We start from the raw sequence: 19,658 nt of genomic DNA on the forward strand, positions 1-19,658 counted from the left end.
TGCAAAATCGTAAGTGATCTTGCAAAAAGCTATATCATAAATCAATTAGCGGTTATAGATACTGGCTATTCTACCGTAATTATCTATGGTAGTAAAGAGTATACCGACCAGGGCCGAATCATCTATACGACTAAGCTCGAATGATCTAAATGCCCAAAGAGCGATTATTTTATTCATATCCTAACCAATTAAAATATTCATCTTGATTGAGAAGATGTTCCTTTCTATCATTGGCGAAAATAAATCTGCATGAGAGTCCTTTCACTGATCATCGTTATGGTGGTCTGCTTTTCCGCAAGCGCACAATTAAAAACACGCTACGAGTTATCGGAATTTACCGAAACAGCTACCTATGAGGAAGCCATGGCGTTTTATCGTGCTTTGGCTGATGAATATGAAGCGGTCACTATTTCTGAACATGGTCTAACTGACATTGGGCTACCATTGCATGTGGTACTCATCAATACCGGGGATGAAAAAACACCTGCGGATTTGCAGCAATCAGGAAAAGCCGTTTGGTTAATCAACAATGCCATCCATCCAGGAGAACCTGATGGGGTTAGTGCCAGCCAAATGTTTGCCAGAAACCTGGTGGAGAACAAAAAGAAATACAGAAAAGCTTTGGATAAAGTAGCCATTGCTATCATTCCTTTTTACAATCTTGGTGGTGTCCTCAACAGGAATTCAACTACCCGGGTTAATCAAAATGGACCAGATGAATATGGCTTTCGCGGCAATGCACGACATTATGACTTGAACCGTGATTTCATCAAGTCGGATACCCGAAATGCGCAATCATTCATGGAGATTTTCCAGTTGTATGACCCGGACTTATTTCTGGATACGCATGTCAGCAATGGTTCCGATTACCAGCATGTCATGACCCTTGTCAATTCACAAAAGGATAAGATGGGAGGGGCATTAGGGAAGTACATTCAGGAAGTGTTTTTGCCTGATTCTTTCGAGGGGATGAAGGAGCGTGGTTTTGATGCCGTACCGTATGTGAATGCCTGGGGACAAACACCCGATAAAGGGTGGACACAGTTCATTGATTGGCCTAGATATTCGACAGGGTATGCGGCCTTGTTCCACACCATGGGCCATATGAGTGAGACACACATGCTCAAATCCTTCAAATCAAGGGTAGAATCTACCTATGCGCTCATGGAAACCATGTTGACCTTCCTTGATGAAAAAGGAGAAGAGCTGATCAAATTGCGGGAAGCCACGAAGCGATCCATCTCCAATCAAAAGGAATTTGAGATCTCCTGGACCGTCGACACGAGTCGTCATTCTATGATCGAATTCAGTGGCTATGAACCTACTTATGTCGCAAGTGAGATATCCGGTCTTATGCGACTAAAATATGACCGAACTATGCCATTTACAAAGGAAGTACCGTTCAAAGATCATTATGTGGCCAACAAGGTCATTACTGCTCCTGAGTTTTACCTCATTCCTCAACAATGGCGCCGGGTCTTAAAACGATTGGAACTGAATCAAATCGAGATGACACGCCTCCAAAACGATTCCACGATATTGGTGGAAGCCTACATGATTGAAGACTATCAAACTGCCCGGAATGCTTATGAAGGACATTACCGACACTATGGCGTCAAAGTTGCTCCGAAGGAAATGCAGCTCAAATTTAGAAAAGGCGATTATTTGGTTCCCGTAAATCAATGGAGGAATCGATACATCGTAGAGACTTTGGAACCAGAAGCGCCTGATTCGTTCTTTGCCTGGAACTTCTTCGATGCGATCCTGCAACAAAAGGAGCATTTCTCTTCTTATGTCTTTGAAGATCATGCCTTACAGATCCTGAAAGAGCATCCCGAGATCAAACAATCGTTGGAAGCTGCGAAACAAGAGAATCCCACGCTTGCAGAAAGTGCCAACGCACAACTGGAATTCATTTACAGGCGTTCTGATCATTGGGAACCTGAATACCTGCGTTATCCTATCTTTAGGGTGATGGAGTAAACTTTACCGGGATCATAAAAAATGAGCAAACGAGATAAGGCAAAGCGATTCACGAAGCGTTTACTGACAATATCATTGATCGTGATCGTATTATTTGCCGGCTGGCTAGCCTATTTCTTCCTGTCCAATGATGCTCCGCTTCTTCATGGGGAAGTACAGTATCACATCCCTTTCAATTCGAATCAAAAGCTTGATGTTTATTATCCAACTGAGGATGTTTACGATAACATCCCAGTGGTTGTATTCATCCATGGAGGCGCGTGGATCGGAGGGGACAAAGTATCAGTCAATAACAATCGGTTTAATGAAGCCTTCAATAGTTTACGTGATGCCGGATATGCCATTGTAAGTTCTGACTACACGCTCGCAAGAAATGGTGAATCACCCTTCCCTCAAAACATCGTGGATTCATTTGATGCCATGGACTGGGTGCAACAAAACGCGGAGGCCTACCATTTCGACTTGAATAACGTAACCATTTTCGGCGAATCTGCTGGATCCCATTTGGGCATGATGGTGGCTTTCGCTGAACCATCGGACTTTGGATTGAACCATAAGAAATTACATCCTACGTGTGTCGTAGATGTTTATGGCCCTAGCAACTTAAATACGCTATATCATCGTCAGGCCATCGATAGTTTGAAAACCATGATAGCCCAATTACCGGGTCGCCTTAAGGATCAATTAAACTTGCCTGTGCTGTTATTTGGCTTTGACCCTGACGAAGATCCTGATCGGGCACAGGAGGTCATGAATGCCTTTTCTCCGGTGACCTATCTTGAAGCGAATCATGGACCGGTTTTGATGATTCATGGCAATAAGGATATTGTCGTTCCAATTGAGCAATCAGAAGAACTAAAGTACTTGTTCGATTCTCTTGGCATCGGAAATGAATTTCATGTGTTACCAGGAGTCGATCATGCTTTTAGAGGGGCCACATCGAGTCAGAAAGACAGTGTCCAATCCTGGATCACGGATTTCATTCTGGCCAATTATCAAGATCTCAATTGAGTTTTATAGGCATTCTATTGACCCTTAAGGAACTTGCAAAACAGTTAAGCAATGAGGTGATTATCGTATATTTAGTTTTATGGAAGCTACCCTATTAGAATGGATCGGGACGATAGCGTTGGCTTCGTATTTCCCGGTCATAACTTTTTCTTTCTTTAAGTTTCGGCTGGCTCGGAAACAAGAGGAATTATTGATCCTGGGAGAAAGGCTTCAGGAAGCATCAGAACAAGGAGGTTTTGATTTTAAGAAGAACCTAAACAAAGAATTTGCCCCGGGAGATTATGTCCTTCCATTGGTTTTTGTCACGGTGATCACTTTTTTAGGTATGTTTCTTTTGCTCATGGGCTGGACACTGTATGATCCTGATTCCGAAGGCCATGTTCGAAGTATACTTTGGTCAGGAAGTGCGTTTTGGGAAATGGAACCTGAAATTGCCGAAGAAAAAAGGGGATTAGCCGTGGTTGCTTTTGCCTTGTTGGGATCGTTTTTGACTGCAGCACAGTACATTTATCGGCGATACGCTACGGTGGATCTTACACCCAGTAATTTCTTTTCTGTAGGCATTCGCATGATCTTGTCGATGGTCATTGCCTTGATGATCTCTTATCTATTGTCAGCCGAGTTATTGTCTGTTTCAGGTGAAACGATCTTGATCCTGGCCTTTCTTACCGGTGTTTTTCCGGAAAGAGGTTTCAAGCTATTGTTGAGTAAGGTGAAACAATTTCAGTTGCGCGGTGATGAAACCGCCAAAAATTATTCTCTCGATATGATAGAGGGAATGAATGAAATGCACAAAATAAGACTCAATGAAGTGGGTGTGGACAATGTGCAAAACCTGGCCCAATTTGATTTCTTAATACTAGTCATCAAAACACCTTTTCCGATTCGATTGCTTCAGGATTGGGTAGCCCAGGCCAAATTGATCATGGAATTTCAGGATGACTACAAATCCTTGCAAAAGGCAGGCATAAGAACCATACTTGATTTCTGGGATGCATGTGAGGGCAAAAATGCCAGGATCAAGGAGATTGCTGCTGTTACCGGAGTGAATGAGTTATCCATCGAAGTAAATTTTCAAAATACGATCAAGGATCGCTCAGTCGCTTTGATCAAACACTTTAGGGATTAATTCGAGAGAAAGGCAGGGTTAATCCTCTTCTTCCAGTTCTTCCAGGATATCCATCACACGGCCATAATCTTTGAAGCCTGGTCGTTCTTCAGGGGAGCCTTGTAACTCAATTCCCGGGAATTTGGCCATGTCTTCAAAGTTCGTTTCATCGATGCCATAGCCTTTGATCATCAGTACATTACCATTGTAGTAGCGAATGAAATCGTCCAGTGACTCGAAAAGTGAGGTGTCTTCGCAGCTGATCAATACGTATTTTACCAATTCATCGAGGTAGGAGAGTTTGGATTTTAAGGAAGTCACATCGGATTTGCTAATAACTTCCATTTTGAAAATCACGGTCTTGCCAAGGGCCGCAACTGCTTCTACTAAATCAATGTTTTTTGTTTGGATCACTTGCAGGTCACAACTAACCACGCAGAACTTGATCTCTTCCAGGCTTGAATTTCCAAACTCGCCAGCAAGATCAATTCCTGATATCCATTCAGTGATCTCTTTAAATGTTTCGTGTGAAATAGATTCTTCCGAAGAAGGATCCAACGGAAAACCCAAGATATTAACCCCCATACCGGCACAGTAGCGAGCGTCACTCAGGTTAGAAATGTTTCCGATCTTCACAAAAGTCTGTAGGGCCATGGTGGTTCAATCAAGTTTTCCGGTCGCAAATAAAACCAGTTTTGTCTTACGGCAGCGACATGTATCGATCTATTCATCAATTTGATCGATATTCCACCGGGTCCTTGGTGGCTTCATTTATATTTGCACACTGAAAAAGACCCATTGTCTCGTCATTGCGAGGAATCGAAGCAATCTTTAAGTAGGTCTAATATGCACCGTTATAGATCGCTTCGAATTACTTTTATTTTAAGGGTAAAGTATTCTCGAGAAGACGATGCAAGGTTGAATTATTAATTAATCGTAAACCAGGCTGTGAACCTGGCGAAGCGCCATGAGTAAAGGAAGAGTATTAGTCGCCATGAGCGGCGGCATTGATAGTTCGGTAGCCGCAGTAATGCTACACGAACAAGGCTATGAGGTCATCGGAATGACCATGAAAACCTGGGACTATGCCAGTTCCGGAGGTAGCAAAAAAGAAACTGGCTGTTGCAGTCTGGATTCAATCAACGACGCAAGAAACATTGCTGTAAACCTCGGATTTCCACATTACATCATTGATATTCGAAATGAATTTGGTGATTATGTGATCGATCATTTCACTGGTGAATACCTGGCGGGAAGAACACCCAATCCGTGTGTTTTATGTAATACCCACATCAAATGGGATGCCTTGTTGAGAAGGGCAGATAAGCTCGGATGCGACTTTATCGCTACGGGGCACTACGCCAAGATCCGGGAAGAAAACGGCAGGTATGTCGTTTCCAAAGGGCTTGATGGCTATAAAGATCAATCATACGCCTTGTGGGGAATCTCACAGCAAAGCCTAAGTAGGACCATATTTCCACTGGGAGATATGAAGAAAACGGAGATCAAACAAATGGCCATTGATCGAGGGTTTCATGAATTAGCCACCAAATCCGAATCCTACGAGATTTGCTTTGTTCCGGATAACGATTACCGGGGATTCTTGAAAAGAAGGGTAGAAGGACTGGAAGAACAGGTCAAAGGAGGCGAGTTTGTGCTTGAAGACGGAACGGTAGTGGGTACGCATGAAGGCTATCCTTTCTATACAGTTGGCCAGCGGAAAGGACTGGGAGTAGCTTTAGGTTACCCAGTATATGTAACTGAAATACAGAAAGATAAAAATCGAGTGGTTCTCGGGACATTCGATGAATTGAGTAGGGACGGCATGTACGTCAATCAATTGACGCTTCAGAAATATGAGTCATTGCCTCCTGGAGAACGGCTGGAAACCATCACCAAAGTCCGGTACAATGATCAGGGATCTCCTGCGATCATTGAACAAGTGGGCGATACGATGAAGGTTTTCTTTGGCAAAGGTGTTTCTGCTATAGCTCCGGGGCAGGCAGCTGTTTTTTATGAAGGCGATGATGTGATCGGTGGTGGCTGGATCAATTCCAGTTTTCATCAACATCGACAGGCCAATAAAACCGAGGCTGAAACGTTGTAAAATATGAAAATGAAGATTGGGAAGTTTCTGATATCGTTGATCACAGTGGTGTGTCTGTTTCAGGCATGTGAGGAATCGGAAGCTCCCAATATTGACCTTTCCGGATCAGGTTATTATCCGCTACAAGTAGGTAATTTCTGGACTTATCAAATGGATCAGATCGATTACCTGGTTTTAGGGAACGATACCAGCTCATACGAATTGAGGGAATTGATCTCCGATAGCCTGGTGTCTGCTACCGGAGAAGTGACGTATCTGATCAGCAGACAACTTCGGGAAGCTGCAGAATGGCGTACAGATTCGATCTGGACGGTAAGAAGTACCTCCCGTTCGGTAGTGGTTACGGAAAATGGTCGTGCATTAGTAAAATTGGTGTTTCCAGTGAGCGTGGGTGAATCCTGGGATGGAAACGCTTTCAACAACCAGGGATTTCAAAGATTTAATTATGTTGCTGTCGGGTCTGGAGAAATTCTATCAACACTCATCGATCAGGACACTTCACTGATTGCCAAAACGGTTTTGAGTAACGTCATAGACCCAATCGTAGGAACTGATCAAAGAAGCGAGATCTATGTCAATGGCATTGGACTGGTCCAGAAAGACCTATTTGTCATTAATCTCTGTTCAGACAACACAAAATGTCCTGATAGTTTTGGTGACACATTAAGTGGCATCTCTTTATCTCAGGTTCTAATCGACTATGGTAAATTATAAAGCATTCTTAAGTATTGCGTTTACACTTGTCCTCAGCTACCAATCGCTGGCTCAGGTCAATCGTTACATGGTTTTTTTCAACGATAAGGCTAATAGTCCTTACAGCATTGAAAATCCATCCGCGTATTTGACGCAACGCGCCATTGATCGTCGAACCAATCAGAATATCGCAATTACTGAAGAGGACTTACCTGTCAATCCAGGATACATAGATGGTATTCGGGAATTGGAGGTTGAAACGTATTTTACCACCAAATGGATGAATGGCGTATTGATTCAAACCGAGCCAGGAAAACTGGCTTCTATTGAAGCATTGACTTATGTCAGTCATATTGAATTTGTGGCTCCAAATCAAAGGCTCACGGTGCAGGTAACCGCTGATCCCGGATTTACCGGAAATCAGAATTTCTCACCCGGCGAATTGAATAATAGGTCGCAAAGAAACATGCTTGGAGCCATCGATATGAATGAGGCAGGTTTTACTGGGGCAGATGTTCAAATCGCTTTGATGGATGGGGGCTATCGCAATGTCAATACATCTAGTTATTTCAGCTACTTATTTACATCAGGGCAATATCTGGGTGGCAAGGATTACGTCACCAACGGTAACAATGCCTTTCAATATTCCACCCATGGTACAGGAGCACTTTCCACCATTGTTGGAGATGCAGGAACAGAATTTAGAGGTGTGGCCTATGAATCACCCGTATTATTACTCGTCACAGAAGATGTAGCCACAGAATACCGGATAGAAGAATACAACTGGTTATTTGGCGCGGAATATGCCGATAGTCTGGGTATCGACATCCTCAGTACATCCTTAGGATACACAGATTTTGATGATCCATCCATGAGCTACACAAATCAGGATCTGGATGGGGCCACAGCAGTAATTACGCGAGCAGCTGAGCTGGCTTTTTCGAAAGGCATGTTTGTTGTAACCAGTGCGGGTAATTCCGGAGATTCCGCCTGGAGATTGATTTCAACCCCTGCAGACGGTCCGAATGTACTTGCCGTTGGTGCAGTGAACAATACACGCATTAGAGCGGATTTTAGTTCAGTTGGCCCTTCAGCGGATGGACGCATTAAGCCTGACGTAATGGCTCAGGGAAGCCCTTCTTTTTTATTCCGAAGCGATTTTACCACTTCTTCGGGGACTAGTTTTTCGGCACCCCTGGTGACGGGTTTGGCAGCAGGTCTTTGGCAGGCCAATCCTGATTGGAACAATGTACAATTGTTGCAGGCCATTAAAGCAAGAGGAAGTCAGGCGGATGCACCCAATAATTTGGTTGGATATGGTATTCCTCATTTTGAATTAAATCGTGTACTGACAGTCGATGAAGAACCATTGAAATGGTCATTTTATCCTAATCCTATTACCACTGGAAGCATGACACTGGAATCGTTGAATGCTAATCTTGAAGAAGTACTGTTATTCAATGAAAGCGGTCAAGAAGTTACTATTTCCATCCCTTTGTCGGAGCCACGTAAAATACAATTGGATTTGACAGACAAAGCTTCTGGAATATACTTTTTAAAACTAAGAACCCAACATGGATCTGAAACGATCCGAATCCTGAACTACCCTAATTGAATGTCCCAAATTAAAGTTTGCCCCTCGATTCTGGCAGGTGATTTTGCCAACCTGCAGCGTGAAATTGAGATGATCAACAGCAGTACTACTGATTTTGTCCATATCGATATCATGGATGGCATATTTGTGCCCAATATTTCATTTGGGTTCCCCGTAACCAAAGCCATCCAAAAGCACGCTGAGAAACCGCTTGACTTTCACTTGATGATCCAAAACCCTGATTTGTATCTCGAGCAGTGCATTGACAGTGGAGCTGAGATCATCTCCGTGCATATCGAAGCATGCAACCATTTGCATCGAACAATAAGTCGCATCAAAGAACTTGGTGCAAAAGCAGGGGTTGCGTTGAATCCTCATACCCCAGTCAATACGCTGGAAGATATTCTGGAAGATATAGACGTGGCCCTGATCATGTCAGTTAATCCAGGATTTGGAGGTCAACAGTTCATTGAACGTACCTATGAGAAAGTCCGCCAACTACGATCGATGGCCGAACAGCGCAACCCTTCGTTGGACATAGAGATTGATGGTGGAGTTTCGGCATCTAACGCTACAGCTTTGAAAGAAGCCGGGGCAACCATGTTGGTAGCCGGTAGTTTTGTTTTCAGGTCATCTGACCCGGTTCAAACAATTAAGGACCTCAGCCTTTGTTAAAGTCATTCCTTTTAACGATCATCTTTTGGCTGTGCGGATTATTGACCACTACTGCGCAGACTTTTCGGGTTACTGGCACTGTAACAGATGAATCCGGAGAACCACTGATAGGTGTCAACGTACGGAACATCACCAACGACAGAGTAACTGCCACGAATCGAGCAGGTAACTATCGCCTGCGTACATCCAGTTCGGTGATTACGCTGCGTTTCACATTCGTGGGTTTCACCCCTCAGGAAGCTACCATCACCTTAGAAGGAAGTAATACCGTCAATGATATCACGCTGGTTGAATCACGGCAGGTGTTACAAGAAGTAGAAATTAGCGGTGAACAGGAAGATGAATCGAGGACGGACCCAAACACGGTAACCCGACTCAGAGGGCGAGAGGCCAAACAATTGCCGTCAGCTTTTGGTGAATTCAGCCAGGTACTCGCTACGTTGCCTGGGGTTTCCAATAACAATGAGTTGTCCAGTGCCTATTCGGTTCGTGGAGGTAACTTCGATGAGAACCTGGTGTATGTGAATGGAATCCCTATTTATCGACCTTTCCTGGCCAATTCAGGAAGGCAAGAGGGCTTAAGTTTCGTGAATTCAGATCTGGTTAGAGACATACGGTTCTATGCAGGAGGCTGGCAAGCGAAGTACGGAGATAAGTTGTCTTCCAGTTTGAACATCGAATATAAATCTCCCGAAGCGACCGAAGGATCTGTTTCTTTGGGTTTGCTGGGAGGTACTGGCTACATCGGTGGCAAGTTGGGTAATGATCGCTCCAAATACATCTTGGGTATTCGTCACCGAGATTCACGCTATTTATTGAATACTTTGGAAGTGGATGGGCAATACTTTCCGACGTTTACAGATGCACAGTCCTTATTGTCCTTTGACCTGTCGAAAAAGAACAGTAGTTTCATCAATAGAACAAAACTGGAATTGCTGCTTTCCTATGCCAGGAATCGGTACCTGACAGAGCCAGCTTCGCTTACGACTGAGTTTGGTACGGTTCGGAGAAACTTCAGGTTGCAAACCGCATTTGTTGGGCGTGAAATCCTGAATTATGACACCTATCAGGCAGGATGGAGACTGACCCATCGATTGAACCAACGATTCAGGACAAGTTTCATTGGTTCGGTTGTGAGTACTACGGAACAGGAAGATTTTGATGTAGAAGGTGCCTATCGATTGTGTGACGTGGATAGTAATCCTGGGTCTAGCAATTTCGATAATTGCATTATTACACAGGGTGCCGGAACCAACTATGACTATGGACGAAACGAGTTGCAAGCACTGATTGCCAACTTCGAAAGCCGTAACGATGTATTGATCAACGAGCGGAATTTCCTTGAATTCGGAGTTGGAGTCAGCTATCAGGACATTCAGGATGAGATCAATGAGTATTCTTTCATCGATTCCGCCGGATTTGTCACGATTACAGAAACGGCATTTAATGAACTGGAATTACAATCATTACAATACACTGGTTACATCCAGAATACCACTATTCTTGGAGATTCTGCCCACATCTTCAATTATGGAGTACGCGTAAATTACTGGGATCAGAATGAAGAACTTCTGATCAGTCCCAGGTTGCAATATCGCTATCAGTTCAATCCAACAACTGCGGTTCGTTTCGCCGCTGGCGTCTATAATCAACCCCCGTTTTATCGCGAGCTTCGGGACCGGCAAGGCAACATCAACAACGATGTACTGGCCCAAAAGTCCATTCACCTGATCCTCTCTGTTGAAAAAGGCTACAGGATGTGGGGTAGGGACTTCATCTTTACCGCGGAAACTTATTGGAAGCAACTATCGGACGTAGTAGCCTATGATGTAGAAAACATTCGGCTTCGCTATTTTGCCAATAATGATGCCCGAGCTTTTGCCCGTGGTTTAGACCTGCGGGTCAATGGAGAATTCATTCAGGGAACACAATCGTGGTTCAGCCTGGGCATATTGCAAACCAGAGAAGATATTGAGAATGATGGACGAGGATACATCAGGCGTCCGACTGATCAAGTCCTTAACCTAGGGGTGTATTTCGAAGATCATTTACCGAAGGACCCTACAATGCGTGTCTATCTCAACATGAATATCGGGTCAGGTTATCCGTTTGGACCTCCGGGAAGGCCAGATTTGCGGAATAGTTTTTCCGGCGACGAGTATTATCGAGTAGATCTGGGACTTTCAAAGTTGTTTGAATTGCCAAGACATCAATACCTGGACAATATCCAAATCCGTGCGGAGATTTTGAATGCACTGGCTGCCGACAATACCTTGTCATATACCTGGATTGAGGACGTAACCGGAGGAAGTTTGGCTATTCCCAATTCACTATCTGCCAGGTTCTTAAACCTTCGATTAATCACGAATTTCTAATAGATTCATGACTGGGAAGCCGCACATCGAACAAATCACGTATCTACTTACCTGGTCTATTCGACACCAGGTCATGTGGCCGGATCATCCTTTGGATTTTGTAAAAATTCCAGAAGATCCTTCAGGACTACATTATGGTCTATTTGTCGATAATCAATTGGTGTCAATCATATCGGTATTCATTCGAGAAGATGAAGCACAATTCAGAAAATTTGCAACAGTCGTTGAACACCAGGGCAAAGGATATGGCGGCAAGCTCTTAGCATATATTCTAAACGAATTGGAAGCACAGCATGTGAAGCGGATATGGTGCAATGCCAGACAAGATAAAACGGCTCTGTATGAGCGATATGGTCTTGTGACTACCGATCAGACTTATATCAAAGGGGGTATTGATTTCGTGATCATGGAGAAACTTCTTTGATACTGATCCTAGAATCAGGCCAATGCTCTTTTGGCCACTTTATGTTCCTCATCCTTAGCCCCAATTTTCCAGTAAGAGCTGATGTACGAATGATCGTTCATCAAACTTTGCTCCATGAAATAGTCCTTGATTTCACGAATGGTGCTCAGTTCTCCTGCAACAAAAATATTGGGTGCACCTACAGGAAAAGATAGCCGTTTGATGGTATTCAGCTGCTGATTACTCTGCTGATCCGGGTGCTGATGAAGGAGCCAGGTTACTGAAATACCTTCCGGGATATTCAGTACTTGTTGATCCGCAGGGTCGGTAATTTCAAAAACAGCATGACCTTTTGCCTCAGCACCCAACGATTCCAAAACGGATATTGCTGCCGGTAGAGCCGCCATATCAGCAGCGATCAAGTACCAATCACCGCCATTAGTGTTATATTTCAGGGCTCCGGGGCCTTTGAATTCAATCCGGTCGCCAACTTAAGCATTCAATGCCCAGTCCGTGGCGGGCCCGGCAGGTGAATGCAGTGCAAAATCAATGGTGATCTCTTCCTTAGTATGGTCGATCGAGCGCACCGTATATGTTCTTACTTTCGATTTACCTAGATCATTCTCCGTATTTGGCAGTAGTAATTTCACATAGGCTCCTGGTGTCCAATGCCAATCAAAAACAGCACCTTTAAGCCTTAATCTTCGAAAATTGGGAGATATTTTATTGGATTCAAGTACTTCAAAAATTTGAAGAGAACTATTTTCATATTTGTACAACCCTAATTATTCAAAAGACGTTCCTGTTGTGACTTGCTTGATGAAACCAAAACATTTTTGGCAAGGTTCTTGAAAAGCAGATTCAATATATAAATTTTCAACGCCTGTCTTACGCACAGGGTTTACCTTTGAATAACAATAATTGCGTTTTAAAATGAAAAGCAAATTTTTATCCATCTCACTGCTAGTTCTGGTTATTTTTCTAGCTTCATGTTCCCGCAGCGTGACCAGGGTAAGCCCTGACCAGCAGATAGACTTAAGTGGTCGATGGAACGATACTGATTCTAAACTCGTGGCGGAAGAAATGATCCGTGATGTGCTGAATCGTCCATGGAAGTCTGATTTCCAATCAGCCAAAAATCGTCGACCGGTAGTGATTGTTGGTATTGTGGCCAACAGAAGTGCCGAACACATTGAAGCCGAGACTTTCATCAAAGATGTAGAGCGTGAGTTCATCAACAGTGGCATGGTCCGCGTGGTACAAAACGCGGAATTCAGAGAGAAACTTCGTGAAGAAAGAGCTGATCAGGGTGAATTCGCTTCTCCTGAAACACAAGCACGTTGGGGTCGAGAACTAGGAGCAGACTTCATGATGTTCGGTGTGATCAACTCAACCACTGATTCCTACAAGAAAGAGAAAGTTGTGAATTACAAAGTCAACCTTGAATTGGCCAATCTTGAAACCAACGAGAAGGTTTGGATCGGGGACAAGGAGATCAAGAAATACATTAAGAATTAAAATCCTTAATTCAACAAAAGCATTACAAATATGACCGTCATTCCGAGCGTATGCCGGAATCTCAAAATTAGATAGTACATATATGCTTGAGATTCCTGAACATGTCAGGAATGACGCTTTTGTTGATTGCAAGTCATGTATTTTATAATTCAATACGCCATCTCTTGACCTTCCTTAGATACACATACCTTATAACCCTAATCCTTTTCGGGACATCCTGCGCCACTTTCTACGAAATCAACTACGAATTCAATCAGAATTTCGAAGAAGGGAATATTGAAAGGGCACAGACTGTACTGAACAAAAACAAGAAACGCCTCAAGAAGAAAGGAGAGTTCCTTTACTACGCTAATCACGGGGTGGTTTCATCCATGCTGAAGGATTACGAAAACAGTAATGTTCAGTTCGAAAAGGCCTACTTGTATGGTGAAGACTATCGCCAGAATCCTCTCAATGTAGCGGCTTCATTTCTGGTCAACCCAAAGCTGGTGAAGTATCCTGGAGAGGATCATGAACATTTGCTGTTGCTGTATTATAAAGCCTTGAATTACTTAAAGTTAGGGGATAAGGAAGCCGCACTGGTAGAATGTAAGCGATTGAACAACCGGCTGAATGACTTAAGTGACCGGTATAAGTCAGACAAGAAATACAAGCGCGATGCGTTCATTCATAATCTGATGGGAATCATCTATGAAGCCAATGGAGAGTACAATAACGCGTTCATAGCCTATCGGAATGCTTATGACATTTATCAGGAAGATTTTACGCAATTGTTTGCTCTAAGTGCTCCGGAGCAGTTGAAACAAGACCTATTACGATCCGCGTATCTGACGGGATTTGATGATCAGGTTCGCAAATATGAAAAGGAATTTGGAGTGAAGTATCAACATCAACCAACACCCAATGGAGAATTAGTGTTCTTTTGGCACAATGGCCTGGGACCGATCAAAGATGAATGGTCTGTCAACTTCACCGTTTTACCTGGTGGTGATGGTGTCGTCACTTTTGTCAATGAAGATTTCGGCTTCAATTTTCCTTTTGCCTATGATTACGATGAGGAGGAGGAGGGTGGAAGCCTGACCGACCTGGAGTTCTTTCGGGTTGCTTTCCCAAAGTATGTAGAACGACCGATGACACACAGCAGTGCGACATTGAAGCTCGGAAAGCAAAAAAAAGAACTGGAATTGGCAGAAGACATCAATGCCATTGCCTTCAAAAGCCTGGAACAACGCATGGTTTGGGAGTTTGGGAAATCTCTACTCAGAGCTGCTCTTAAAAAGGCCACAGAAAAAGCTGCTGAAGATGAAAGTGAAGGCTTAGGACTGGTCGTTGGACTCATCAATGCGATTACAGAACAAGCCGATACCCGTAATTGGCAAACCATTCCACATAGCATTTATTATACCCGAATGCCACTAAACGCCGGGGAAAACAAAGTTAGTATCCAAATCAACAGATCGGGGACCAGTATAGGCAAAAACATCGATTTTACATTCGCCGGTCAAAAAGGGAAGACGGTGTTCCATACTTATCAAACGCTTTACTAGACAGATTCTTATAATTCACTGTTTAATCGTCACCTAAAAAGTATAAATCTTATACATTCAGAAATATTTATTCTCTTTTTCGTAACAAATGCTTTAGTTTTCAGTTTATTACGAAAAAGAGAATAAATGAAAAAGCTAAGTTTAGGTGCATTTGAGGAATTGGTCTTACTCACTGTAGGGGTGTTAGAAGACAATGCCTATGGGGTTACAATCAAGATGGAACTGGAATCTCAACTTCAGAAAACAGTCAGCTTGGGTGCCTTATATGGTGCGCTGCAAAGACTGGAGGAAAAAGGTTGGGTCGATTCCCGTGTAGGAGGTATCACTGAGAAGAAAGGTGGCAGACGGAAACAGTATTTTGATATCACGAAAGAGGGAGTAGCAGCCTTACAGGAGGTTCGGTCTATGCGTAATGAATTGTTTGATCGTATTCCTGCATCTAAGATCAACTGGCTCAATTCATGAGTTCAAAAAACAGCACTCCCAGACCACCCAGGTTTGCTGATTGGTTACTGGAAAGCTTATGTTCCTACGACTACCTGAGTACGGCGCTCTGGGACCTGGAGGAGCTTTTTGAGTACCATGTCAAAACCAAAGGGGTAATCAGGGCTAAATGGCTGTACCTCAAAGAATCGCTTAGCATCATTTATCATCTCTATTTCAAAGGTCAAAGTCAATTCGCTCTAAATCCTATTGCTATGTTTAAAAACAACCTAACGATTGCTCTCAGAAACTTCAACAAACACCGAAGCTATGTGCTTCTTAACGTCATTGGACTTGCGTTCGGCTTGACGGTATTTTTACTCATCACGCGCTACACTTCGTACGAATTCAGCTACGATACCCATCATGAAAACGCTGATCGAATTTACAGGGTCTACAAAGAACTCCACGGTTTAGAAGAACAGTGGTTTGATGCAGGTACCCCTGGGCCACTGGCTAAAACACTGCTCAATGAGTTTCCCGAAGTGGAACACGCTGCAAGGTTCAGTTCATATGGTAAGCAGTTGATGCTGGCCAATAACAAAAGCTTTGTCGAGCCGGTAATCCATGCGGTGGATCCAAGCGTATTCGAGATCTTTTCGCTCGAAATACTGCACGGAGATCCAATCCAGGCACTGAATTACGGCCCTAACATCGCAATCTCTGAGTCTGTGGCAATGAAGTATTTTGGTCATTCCGATGTAGTCAATGAAATCATTTCATATAGAAATCAGATACCCTTGACGATTTCGGCAGTATACAAAGACATGCCAGTCAATTCTGATTTTATCATGGATCTGATTGTGAATTTCGAATGGACTAACAATGCTTTTGAACAAGACCTGACCAACTGGAACAATAATCCCTTTTATACTTACATTTTGTTGAAGGAAGGGTCCAGCGCTATAAAGCTGGAAGCCAAACTTCCGGAGATTCGCGCAAAGTACGCCAATGACCCGATAGATGAGGATGGTCAATCAACAACTTATTATTTACAACCATTGACCGATGTTCATTTTGCAAGTCACATCAACTGGGGCATGGAAGATGCGGTGGATGCCAGTCGGTTAAATGTTTTCAATGTGATTGCACTGATCGTTCTCATGATGGCCGGAATCAACTATGTCAACCTCGCTACGGCCAGAGCGATGGTCCGTGTCAAAGAAACGGGCATCAGAAAGATTATGGGAGCCAGGCGCCCTAATTTGCTCAGTCAATTCTTAATAGAATCCGGATTGCTGGTTTTTGGATCGTTGGTAACAGCCCTTATGCTGGCACATACCATCCTGCCGATCTTTGCACATTTCGTCGATCGACCGTTGGCGTTTGATTTCATTAATCCCATTTTCTGGCTGCAACTAGGGCTACTCGGGTTGGTGATCACATTCGCCTCGGGATTATACCCTGCATTCTTCATGTCTTCTTTTAACCCTTTGTACGCGATCAGCAACCGTGGAAAATTCAAGTACAAAAGCCTTTTAAGAAATGGATTGGTCATCCTCCAGTTTGGACTTTCTGCGATATTGATCCTTTCCGCCATCGTCTTACAACGACAAATGTCCTTTATCGATACCGTTGATACCGGCTACACGCGTGATCAAGTGGTCATTCTCAGTACCAGAGACGATGCATTTGATGACAAGCTGTCGACATACATGGAAGAAATTGGGAATGTTCGGGGTGTGGAAGCTGTGGCCACCAGTTGGTCCTTACCCACTAATGTTACATCCAATACGCAAGCCAATTGGCCTGGCATTGACGATGCGCAACGTATTCAAATGTACATGGTAGGTGTCACACATGATTTCTTTAAGTTGTATGAAATAGAAATCAAAGAAGGAAGGGCCTTTGATCAGGAGATTAAGACAGATCAATCAGCAATCATACTCAACGAGGCAGCAGTAAAGGCTTTTGGCTGGGATAACCCAATAGGGCGTGAAATGATCCGTCAAAATGGGGAAACGGGTACCGTGATCGGTGTGGTCAAAGACTTCCATATTAAGTCCTTAAAAGAAGAAATACAGCCCCTTCAAATCGTGTTAAATCCCAATTATGCCACCCTGGCTGTACGTGTTTCAGGTGATCTGAATACTACAATGGCATCTATTGAAAAAGTTTACGACAGTTTTGAGCCGAGTTATCCTTTTGAATATCGGTTCTTCGAAGATATCTATGCTCGGGCCTATGCAGAAGACACCCGAACCGGTCAGCTTACCCTGGCGTTCTCTTTCCTGGCCATCGTTATTGCATGCCTTGGTTTATATGGATTGGCTTCTCATAAGGTGGCCCTAAGGATCAAAGAGCTGGGAGTGCGTAAAGTAATGGGAGCCAGTTCATTGAACATTGCCCAACTCTTGTTTAAAGACTTTTTGGTACTCGTAACATTTGCCTTTATGTTCGCCGGGCCGATTGCTTATTTCATTATTAGTAGTTGGTTGGAAAACTATGCTTACCATATTGATCTAACTCCCATTCCCTTTGTCGCTACATTCCTGATTTTGATTCTCTTTGCAGGTACGACGGTAGGTTATCATACTTATAAGGCCTCGGTGAGCAATCCTGTGCATTCATTGAAGGACGAATAGGATTCCCGTCGTGCTATTTAACGCGAGTTTCAGATAAAGATTATTGAATTCAATTGAAAATGACTCAAATATTCTCCTCTTGGGAGGAGTATGAGGTGGGTTGAAAGAAAAAGGTGATTTTCAATTGAATTCAACAAAGAGCAGAAAACATATTTTACGAAACCCACCCCTTCACCCCTCCATAGGAGGGGATTAAAGGCGTTTTCTTCTCTATCTTATCCCGAACTCATGTTATTTAAGGTGCTGATTCTATGGCTTGTAAATGCGGATAAAGCACCTTAAATACATCTGTTTCTACTTCATAAAAGCTGGATCCTTCCGCATATTCGAATTCCTGTTGGCTGCCACTGGTGAAAAAGATCACTCCGGATCTTGTTTCCAGATCGATGTAAAAATCACTCAGCAAGCCATAAGCAATTCCCGGATGCCCCCAGAGTATTCGGTCAGGGAAGATGATGTCCCCGTTTGCCTTATTCTGAATGAAATGCATGCCTTTGGTATAAGCATGCCAGAAATTGCCCCAGGTGTCTCCGTTCTCTCCATCATAGGTCCATTGATCTTGTTGGAAATACGACAGGGTGGCTGGTTTTATGATTTGATTTCCATTGGCTTTTCCTTCATTCATAAACATATTGGCCGTAACCCAAAGATCGTTCAACGAGGTACGTAAGCTGCCCTGAGGACCGTAGATCAGACCATTTTGACCGGGTTGGTAATTGGGGTAGGAACGCTCTACAGGAGCTTTTGACGAAAAATCATCCACCTGTGCCTGCCGAAGCCCAGAGGAATCTGTTCGAAAGAGAGGAGCTATTTCTTCCGGTTCAAGGTCCATGACATTAAAGGAGCTACGCACACCCATGGGTTTGAACAGGTTTTCTTTACAGTAAAGATCAAAACGCTGCCCACTGACGTTCTCTATCATACTGGCAATTAAGCCCCAGGTACAGTTCGTATAGCTGAAATACACACCAGGAGGCTCATTTGCAAACATATCCTCCGTGTAGTACGCACCGTCCACTTGAAATAGTGATCGTATATCGGCCTCTTTATCAATCATATTTCGGAGGAAATTACCATATCCCGTACCATCTCTAATCCCTGAACGATGATCCATCAGGTGCCTTAGGGTGATTGGCTGTTCCGGAAATACAGGATGTTTGAGTTCCCAGCCTAAATAAACTGAAGCAGGTGTATCCAGGTCGAGCAATCCCTTTTCCCATAAGGTCATCACTGCCAGTGCCGTATACATTTTTGAAATTGATGCGATTCGAACGTATGTCTCTGGTGTCATTGGGTCACCAGGCAATACGTTTTCATAACCAAAGCTGCCGGAATAATACAATTGACCTTTGGCTATAAGTGCCACAGACATACCCATAAGTTCATAGTCCTGATAGACCTGGTTGAGTTCTTCGGAAATCATTTGTTTCCGATCCGGCTTACTTTGACAAGCGATTATTGCTGTCAATATCAGCAATGATAAGGATGTCTTATTCATATTTCTTTCGTTGAACAATCGTCTTATATGAAACTACATTTCCACCAATAAAGTAAAGTAAATAATATCGCCTGGTTG

General features: G+C 43.4%; 18 protein-coding genes. 13 read left to right on the forward strand and 5 right to left on the reverse strand.

The window, feature by feature from the left end:
* Positions 1-45 precede the first annotated feature (45 nt).
* Positions 46-177, reverse strand: coding sequence for a hypothetical protein (locus R8G66_00960; GenBank protein MDW3190900.1), 132 nt, complete (start codon positions 175-177; stop codon positions 46-48).
* 72 nt (positions 178-249) lie between these two features.
* On the opposite strand from R8G66_00960, the gene R8G66_00965 reads away from it, so the two are divergent.
* From R8G66_00965 to R8G66_00975, 3 genes are all read left to right on the forward strand, one after another.
* Complete coding sequence (locus R8G66_00965) at positions 250-1,983, forward strand: M14 family zinc carboxypeptidase (GenBank protein MDW3190901.1); 1,734 nt, start codon at positions 250-252, stop codon at positions 1,981-1,983.
* Between the two features lie 21 nt (positions 1,984-2,004).
* Positions 2,005-2,994, forward strand: a complete 990-nt coding sequence (locus tag R8G66_00970) for an alpha/beta hydrolase (protein ID MDW3190902.1) — start codon at positions 2,005-2,007, stop codon at positions 2,992-2,994.
* Between the two features lie 79 nt (positions 2,995-3,073).
* Positions 3,074-4,123, forward strand: coding sequence for a hypothetical protein (locus R8G66_00975; GenBank protein MDW3190903.1), 1,050 nt, complete (start codon positions 3,074-3,076; stop codon positions 4,121-4,123).
* An 18-nt stretch (positions 4,124-4,141) separates the two neighbouring features.
* On the opposite strand, the gene R8G66_00980 is transcribed toward R8G66_00975, so the two are convergent.
* Positions 4,142-4,756: a hypothetical protein gene (locus R8G66_00980; GenBank protein ID MDW3190904.1), complete on the reverse strand. Its 615-nt coding sequence runs from the start codon at positions 4,754-4,756 to the stop codon at positions 4,142-4,144.
* A gap of 313 nt (positions 4,757-5,069) precedes the next feature.
* Here R8G66_00980 and mnmA point away from each other — a divergent pair, with 313 nt between their 5' ends.
* Genes mnmA through R8G66_01010 form a run of 6 tightly spaced genes read left to right on the forward strand, consistent with a single transcriptional unit; the run spans position 5,070 to position 11,970 of the window.
* Positions 5,070-6,209: a tRNA 2-thiouridine(34) synthase MnmA gene (mnmA, locus tag R8G66_00985; protein ID MDW3190905.1), complete on the forward strand. Its 1,140-nt coding sequence runs from the start codon at positions 5,070-5,072 to the stop codon at positions 6,207-6,209.
* Between the two features lie 3 nt (positions 6,210-6,212).
* Positions 6,213-6,923 carry a hypothetical protein gene (locus R8G66_00990; protein ID MDW3190906.1) on the forward strand — a complete coding sequence of 237 codons (711 nt, stop codon included), beginning with the start codon at positions 6,213-6,215 and terminating at the stop codon, positions 6,921-6,923.
* On the forward strand, positions 6,910-8,517 hold the full coding sequence (locus R8G66_00995; protein MDW3190907.1) for a S8 family serine peptidase: 1,608 nt from the start codon (positions 6,910-6,912) through the stop codon (positions 8,515-8,517). Before R8G66_00990 ends, R8G66_00995 begins: the two co-directional genes overlap by 14 nt.
* Positions 8,518-9,171, forward strand: a complete 654-nt coding sequence (gene rpe / locus R8G66_01000; GenBank protein ID MDW3190908.1) for a ribulose-phosphate 3-epimerase — start codon at positions 8,518-8,520, stop codon at positions 9,169-9,171.
* Positions 9,165-11,546, forward strand: coding sequence for a carboxypeptidase-like regulatory domain-containing protein (locus tag R8G66_01005; GenBank protein MDW3190909.1), 2,382 nt, complete (start codon positions 9,165-9,167; stop codon positions 11,544-11,546). Before rpe ends, R8G66_01005 begins: the two co-directional genes overlap by 7 nt.
* Positions 11,547-11,553: 7 nt before the next feature.
* Positions 11,554-11,970, forward strand: a complete 417-nt coding sequence (locus tag R8G66_01010) for a GNAT family N-acetyltransferase (protein ID MDW3190910.1) — start codon at positions 11,554-11,556, stop codon at positions 11,968-11,970.
* A 14-nt stretch (positions 11,971-11,984) separates the two neighbouring features.
* On the opposite strand, the gene R8G66_01015 is transcribed toward R8G66_01010, so the two are convergent.
* Positions 11,985-12,371 carry an SIP domain-containing protein gene (locus R8G66_01015; protein MDW3190911.1) on the reverse strand — a complete coding sequence of 129 codons (387 nt, stop codon included), beginning with the start codon at positions 12,369-12,371 and terminating at the stop codon, positions 11,985-11,987.
* Between the two features lie 69 nt (positions 12,372-12,440).
* Positions 12,441-12,599 carry a siderophore-interacting protein gene (locus R8G66_01020; protein MDW3190912.1) on the reverse strand — a complete coding sequence of 53 codons (159 nt, stop codon included), beginning with the start codon at positions 12,597-12,599 and terminating at the stop codon, positions 12,441-12,443.
* 283 nt (positions 12,600-12,882) lie between these two features.
* Here R8G66_01020 and R8G66_01025 point away from each other — a divergent pair, with 283 nt between their 5' ends.
* The 4 genes from R8G66_01025 (at position 12,883) to R8G66_01040 (ending at position 18,082) form a co-directional block, all read left to right on the forward strand.
* A complete protein-coding gene (locus R8G66_01025) occupies positions 12,883-13,467 on the forward strand; it encodes a penicillin-binding protein activator LpoB (protein MDW3190913.1) in 585 nt (194 codons plus the stop codon).
* Positions 13,468-13,631: 164 nt separating this feature from the next.
* On the forward strand, positions 13,632-15,014 hold the full coding sequence (locus R8G66_01030) for a hypothetical protein (protein ID MDW3190914.1): 1,383 nt from the start codon (positions 13,632-13,634) through the stop codon (positions 15,012-15,014).
* Positions 15,015-15,140: 126 nt separating this feature from the next.
* Positions 15,141-15,479, forward strand: coding sequence for a PadR family transcriptional regulator (locus tag R8G66_01035; protein MDW3190915.1), 339 nt, complete (start codon positions 15,141-15,143; stop codon positions 15,477-15,479).
* Positions 15,476-18,082, forward strand: coding sequence for an ABC transporter permease (locus tag R8G66_01040; protein MDW3190916.1), 2,607 nt, complete (start codon positions 15,476-15,478; stop codon positions 18,080-18,082). The genes R8G66_01035 and R8G66_01040 overlap by 4 nt, the downstream gene beginning before the upstream one ends.
* 235 nt (positions 18,083-18,317) lie before the next feature.
* On the opposite strand, the gene R8G66_01045 is transcribed toward R8G66_01040, so the two are convergent.
* Positions 18,318-19,580, reverse strand: a complete 1,263-nt coding sequence (locus tag R8G66_01045) for a serine hydrolase domain-containing protein (GenBank protein MDW3190917.1) — start codon at positions 19,578-19,580, stop codon at positions 18,318-18,320.
* Between the last annotated feature and the right edge of the window lie 78 nt (positions 19,581-19,658).

The organism is Cytophagales bacterium (assembly GCA_033344775.1).
Lineage (GTDB): Bacteria > Bacteroidota > Bacteroidia > Cytophagales > Cyclobacteriaceae > JAWPMT01.

Coding starts and splice junctions, on each gene's coding strand:
- R8G66_00980 (MDW3190904.1), bottom strand. CDS start 4,756: ATGGCCCTACAGACTTTTGTGAAGATCGGAAACATTTCTAACCTGAGT.
- R8G66_00960 (MDW3190900.1), bottom strand. CDS start 177: ATGAATAAAATAATCGCTCTTTGGGCATTTAGATCATTCGAGCTTAGT.
- R8G66_01035 (MDW3190915.1), top strand. CDS start 15,141: ATGAAAAAGCTAAGTTTAGGTGCATTTGAGGAATTGGTCTTACTCACT.
- R8G66_01010 (MDW3190910.1), top strand. CDS start 11,554: ATGACTGGGAAGCCGCACATCGAACAAATCACGTATCTACTTACCTGG.
- R8G66_01040 (MDW3190916.1), top strand. CDS start 15,476: ATGAGTTCAAAAAACAGCACTCCCAGACCACCCAGGTTTGCTGATTGG.
- rpe (MDW3190908.1), top strand. CDS start 8,518: ATGTCCCAAATTAAAGTTTGCCCCTCGATTCTGGCAGGTGATTTTGCC.
- R8G66_00970 (MDW3190902.1), top strand. CDS start 2,005: ATGAGCAAACGAGATAAGGCAAAGCGATTCACGAAGCGTTTACTGACA.
- R8G66_01045 (MDW3190917.1), bottom strand. CDS start 19,580: ATGAATAAGACATCCTTATCATTGCTGATATTGACAGCAATAATCGCT.
- R8G66_00965 (MDW3190901.1), top strand. CDS start 250: ATGAGAGTCCTTTCACTGATCATCGTTATGGTGGTCTGCTTTTCCGCA.
- R8G66_00975 (MDW3190903.1), top strand. CDS start 3,074: ATGGAAGCTACCCTATTAGAATGGATCGGGACGATAGCGTTGGCTTCG.
- R8G66_01025 (MDW3190913.1), top strand. CDS start 12,883: ATGAAAAGCAAATTTTTATCCATCTCACTGCTAGTTCTGGTTATTTTT.
- mnmA (MDW3190905.1), top strand. CDS start 5,070: ATGAGTAAAGGAAGAGTATTAGTCGCCATGAGCGGCGGCATTGATAGT.
- R8G66_00990 (MDW3190906.1), top strand. CDS start 6,213: ATGAAAATGAAGATTGGGAAGTTTCTGATATCGTTGATCACAGTGGTG.
- R8G66_00995 (MDW3190907.1), top strand. CDS start 6,910: ATGGTAAATTATAAAGCATTCTTAAGTATTGCGTTTACACTTGTCCTC.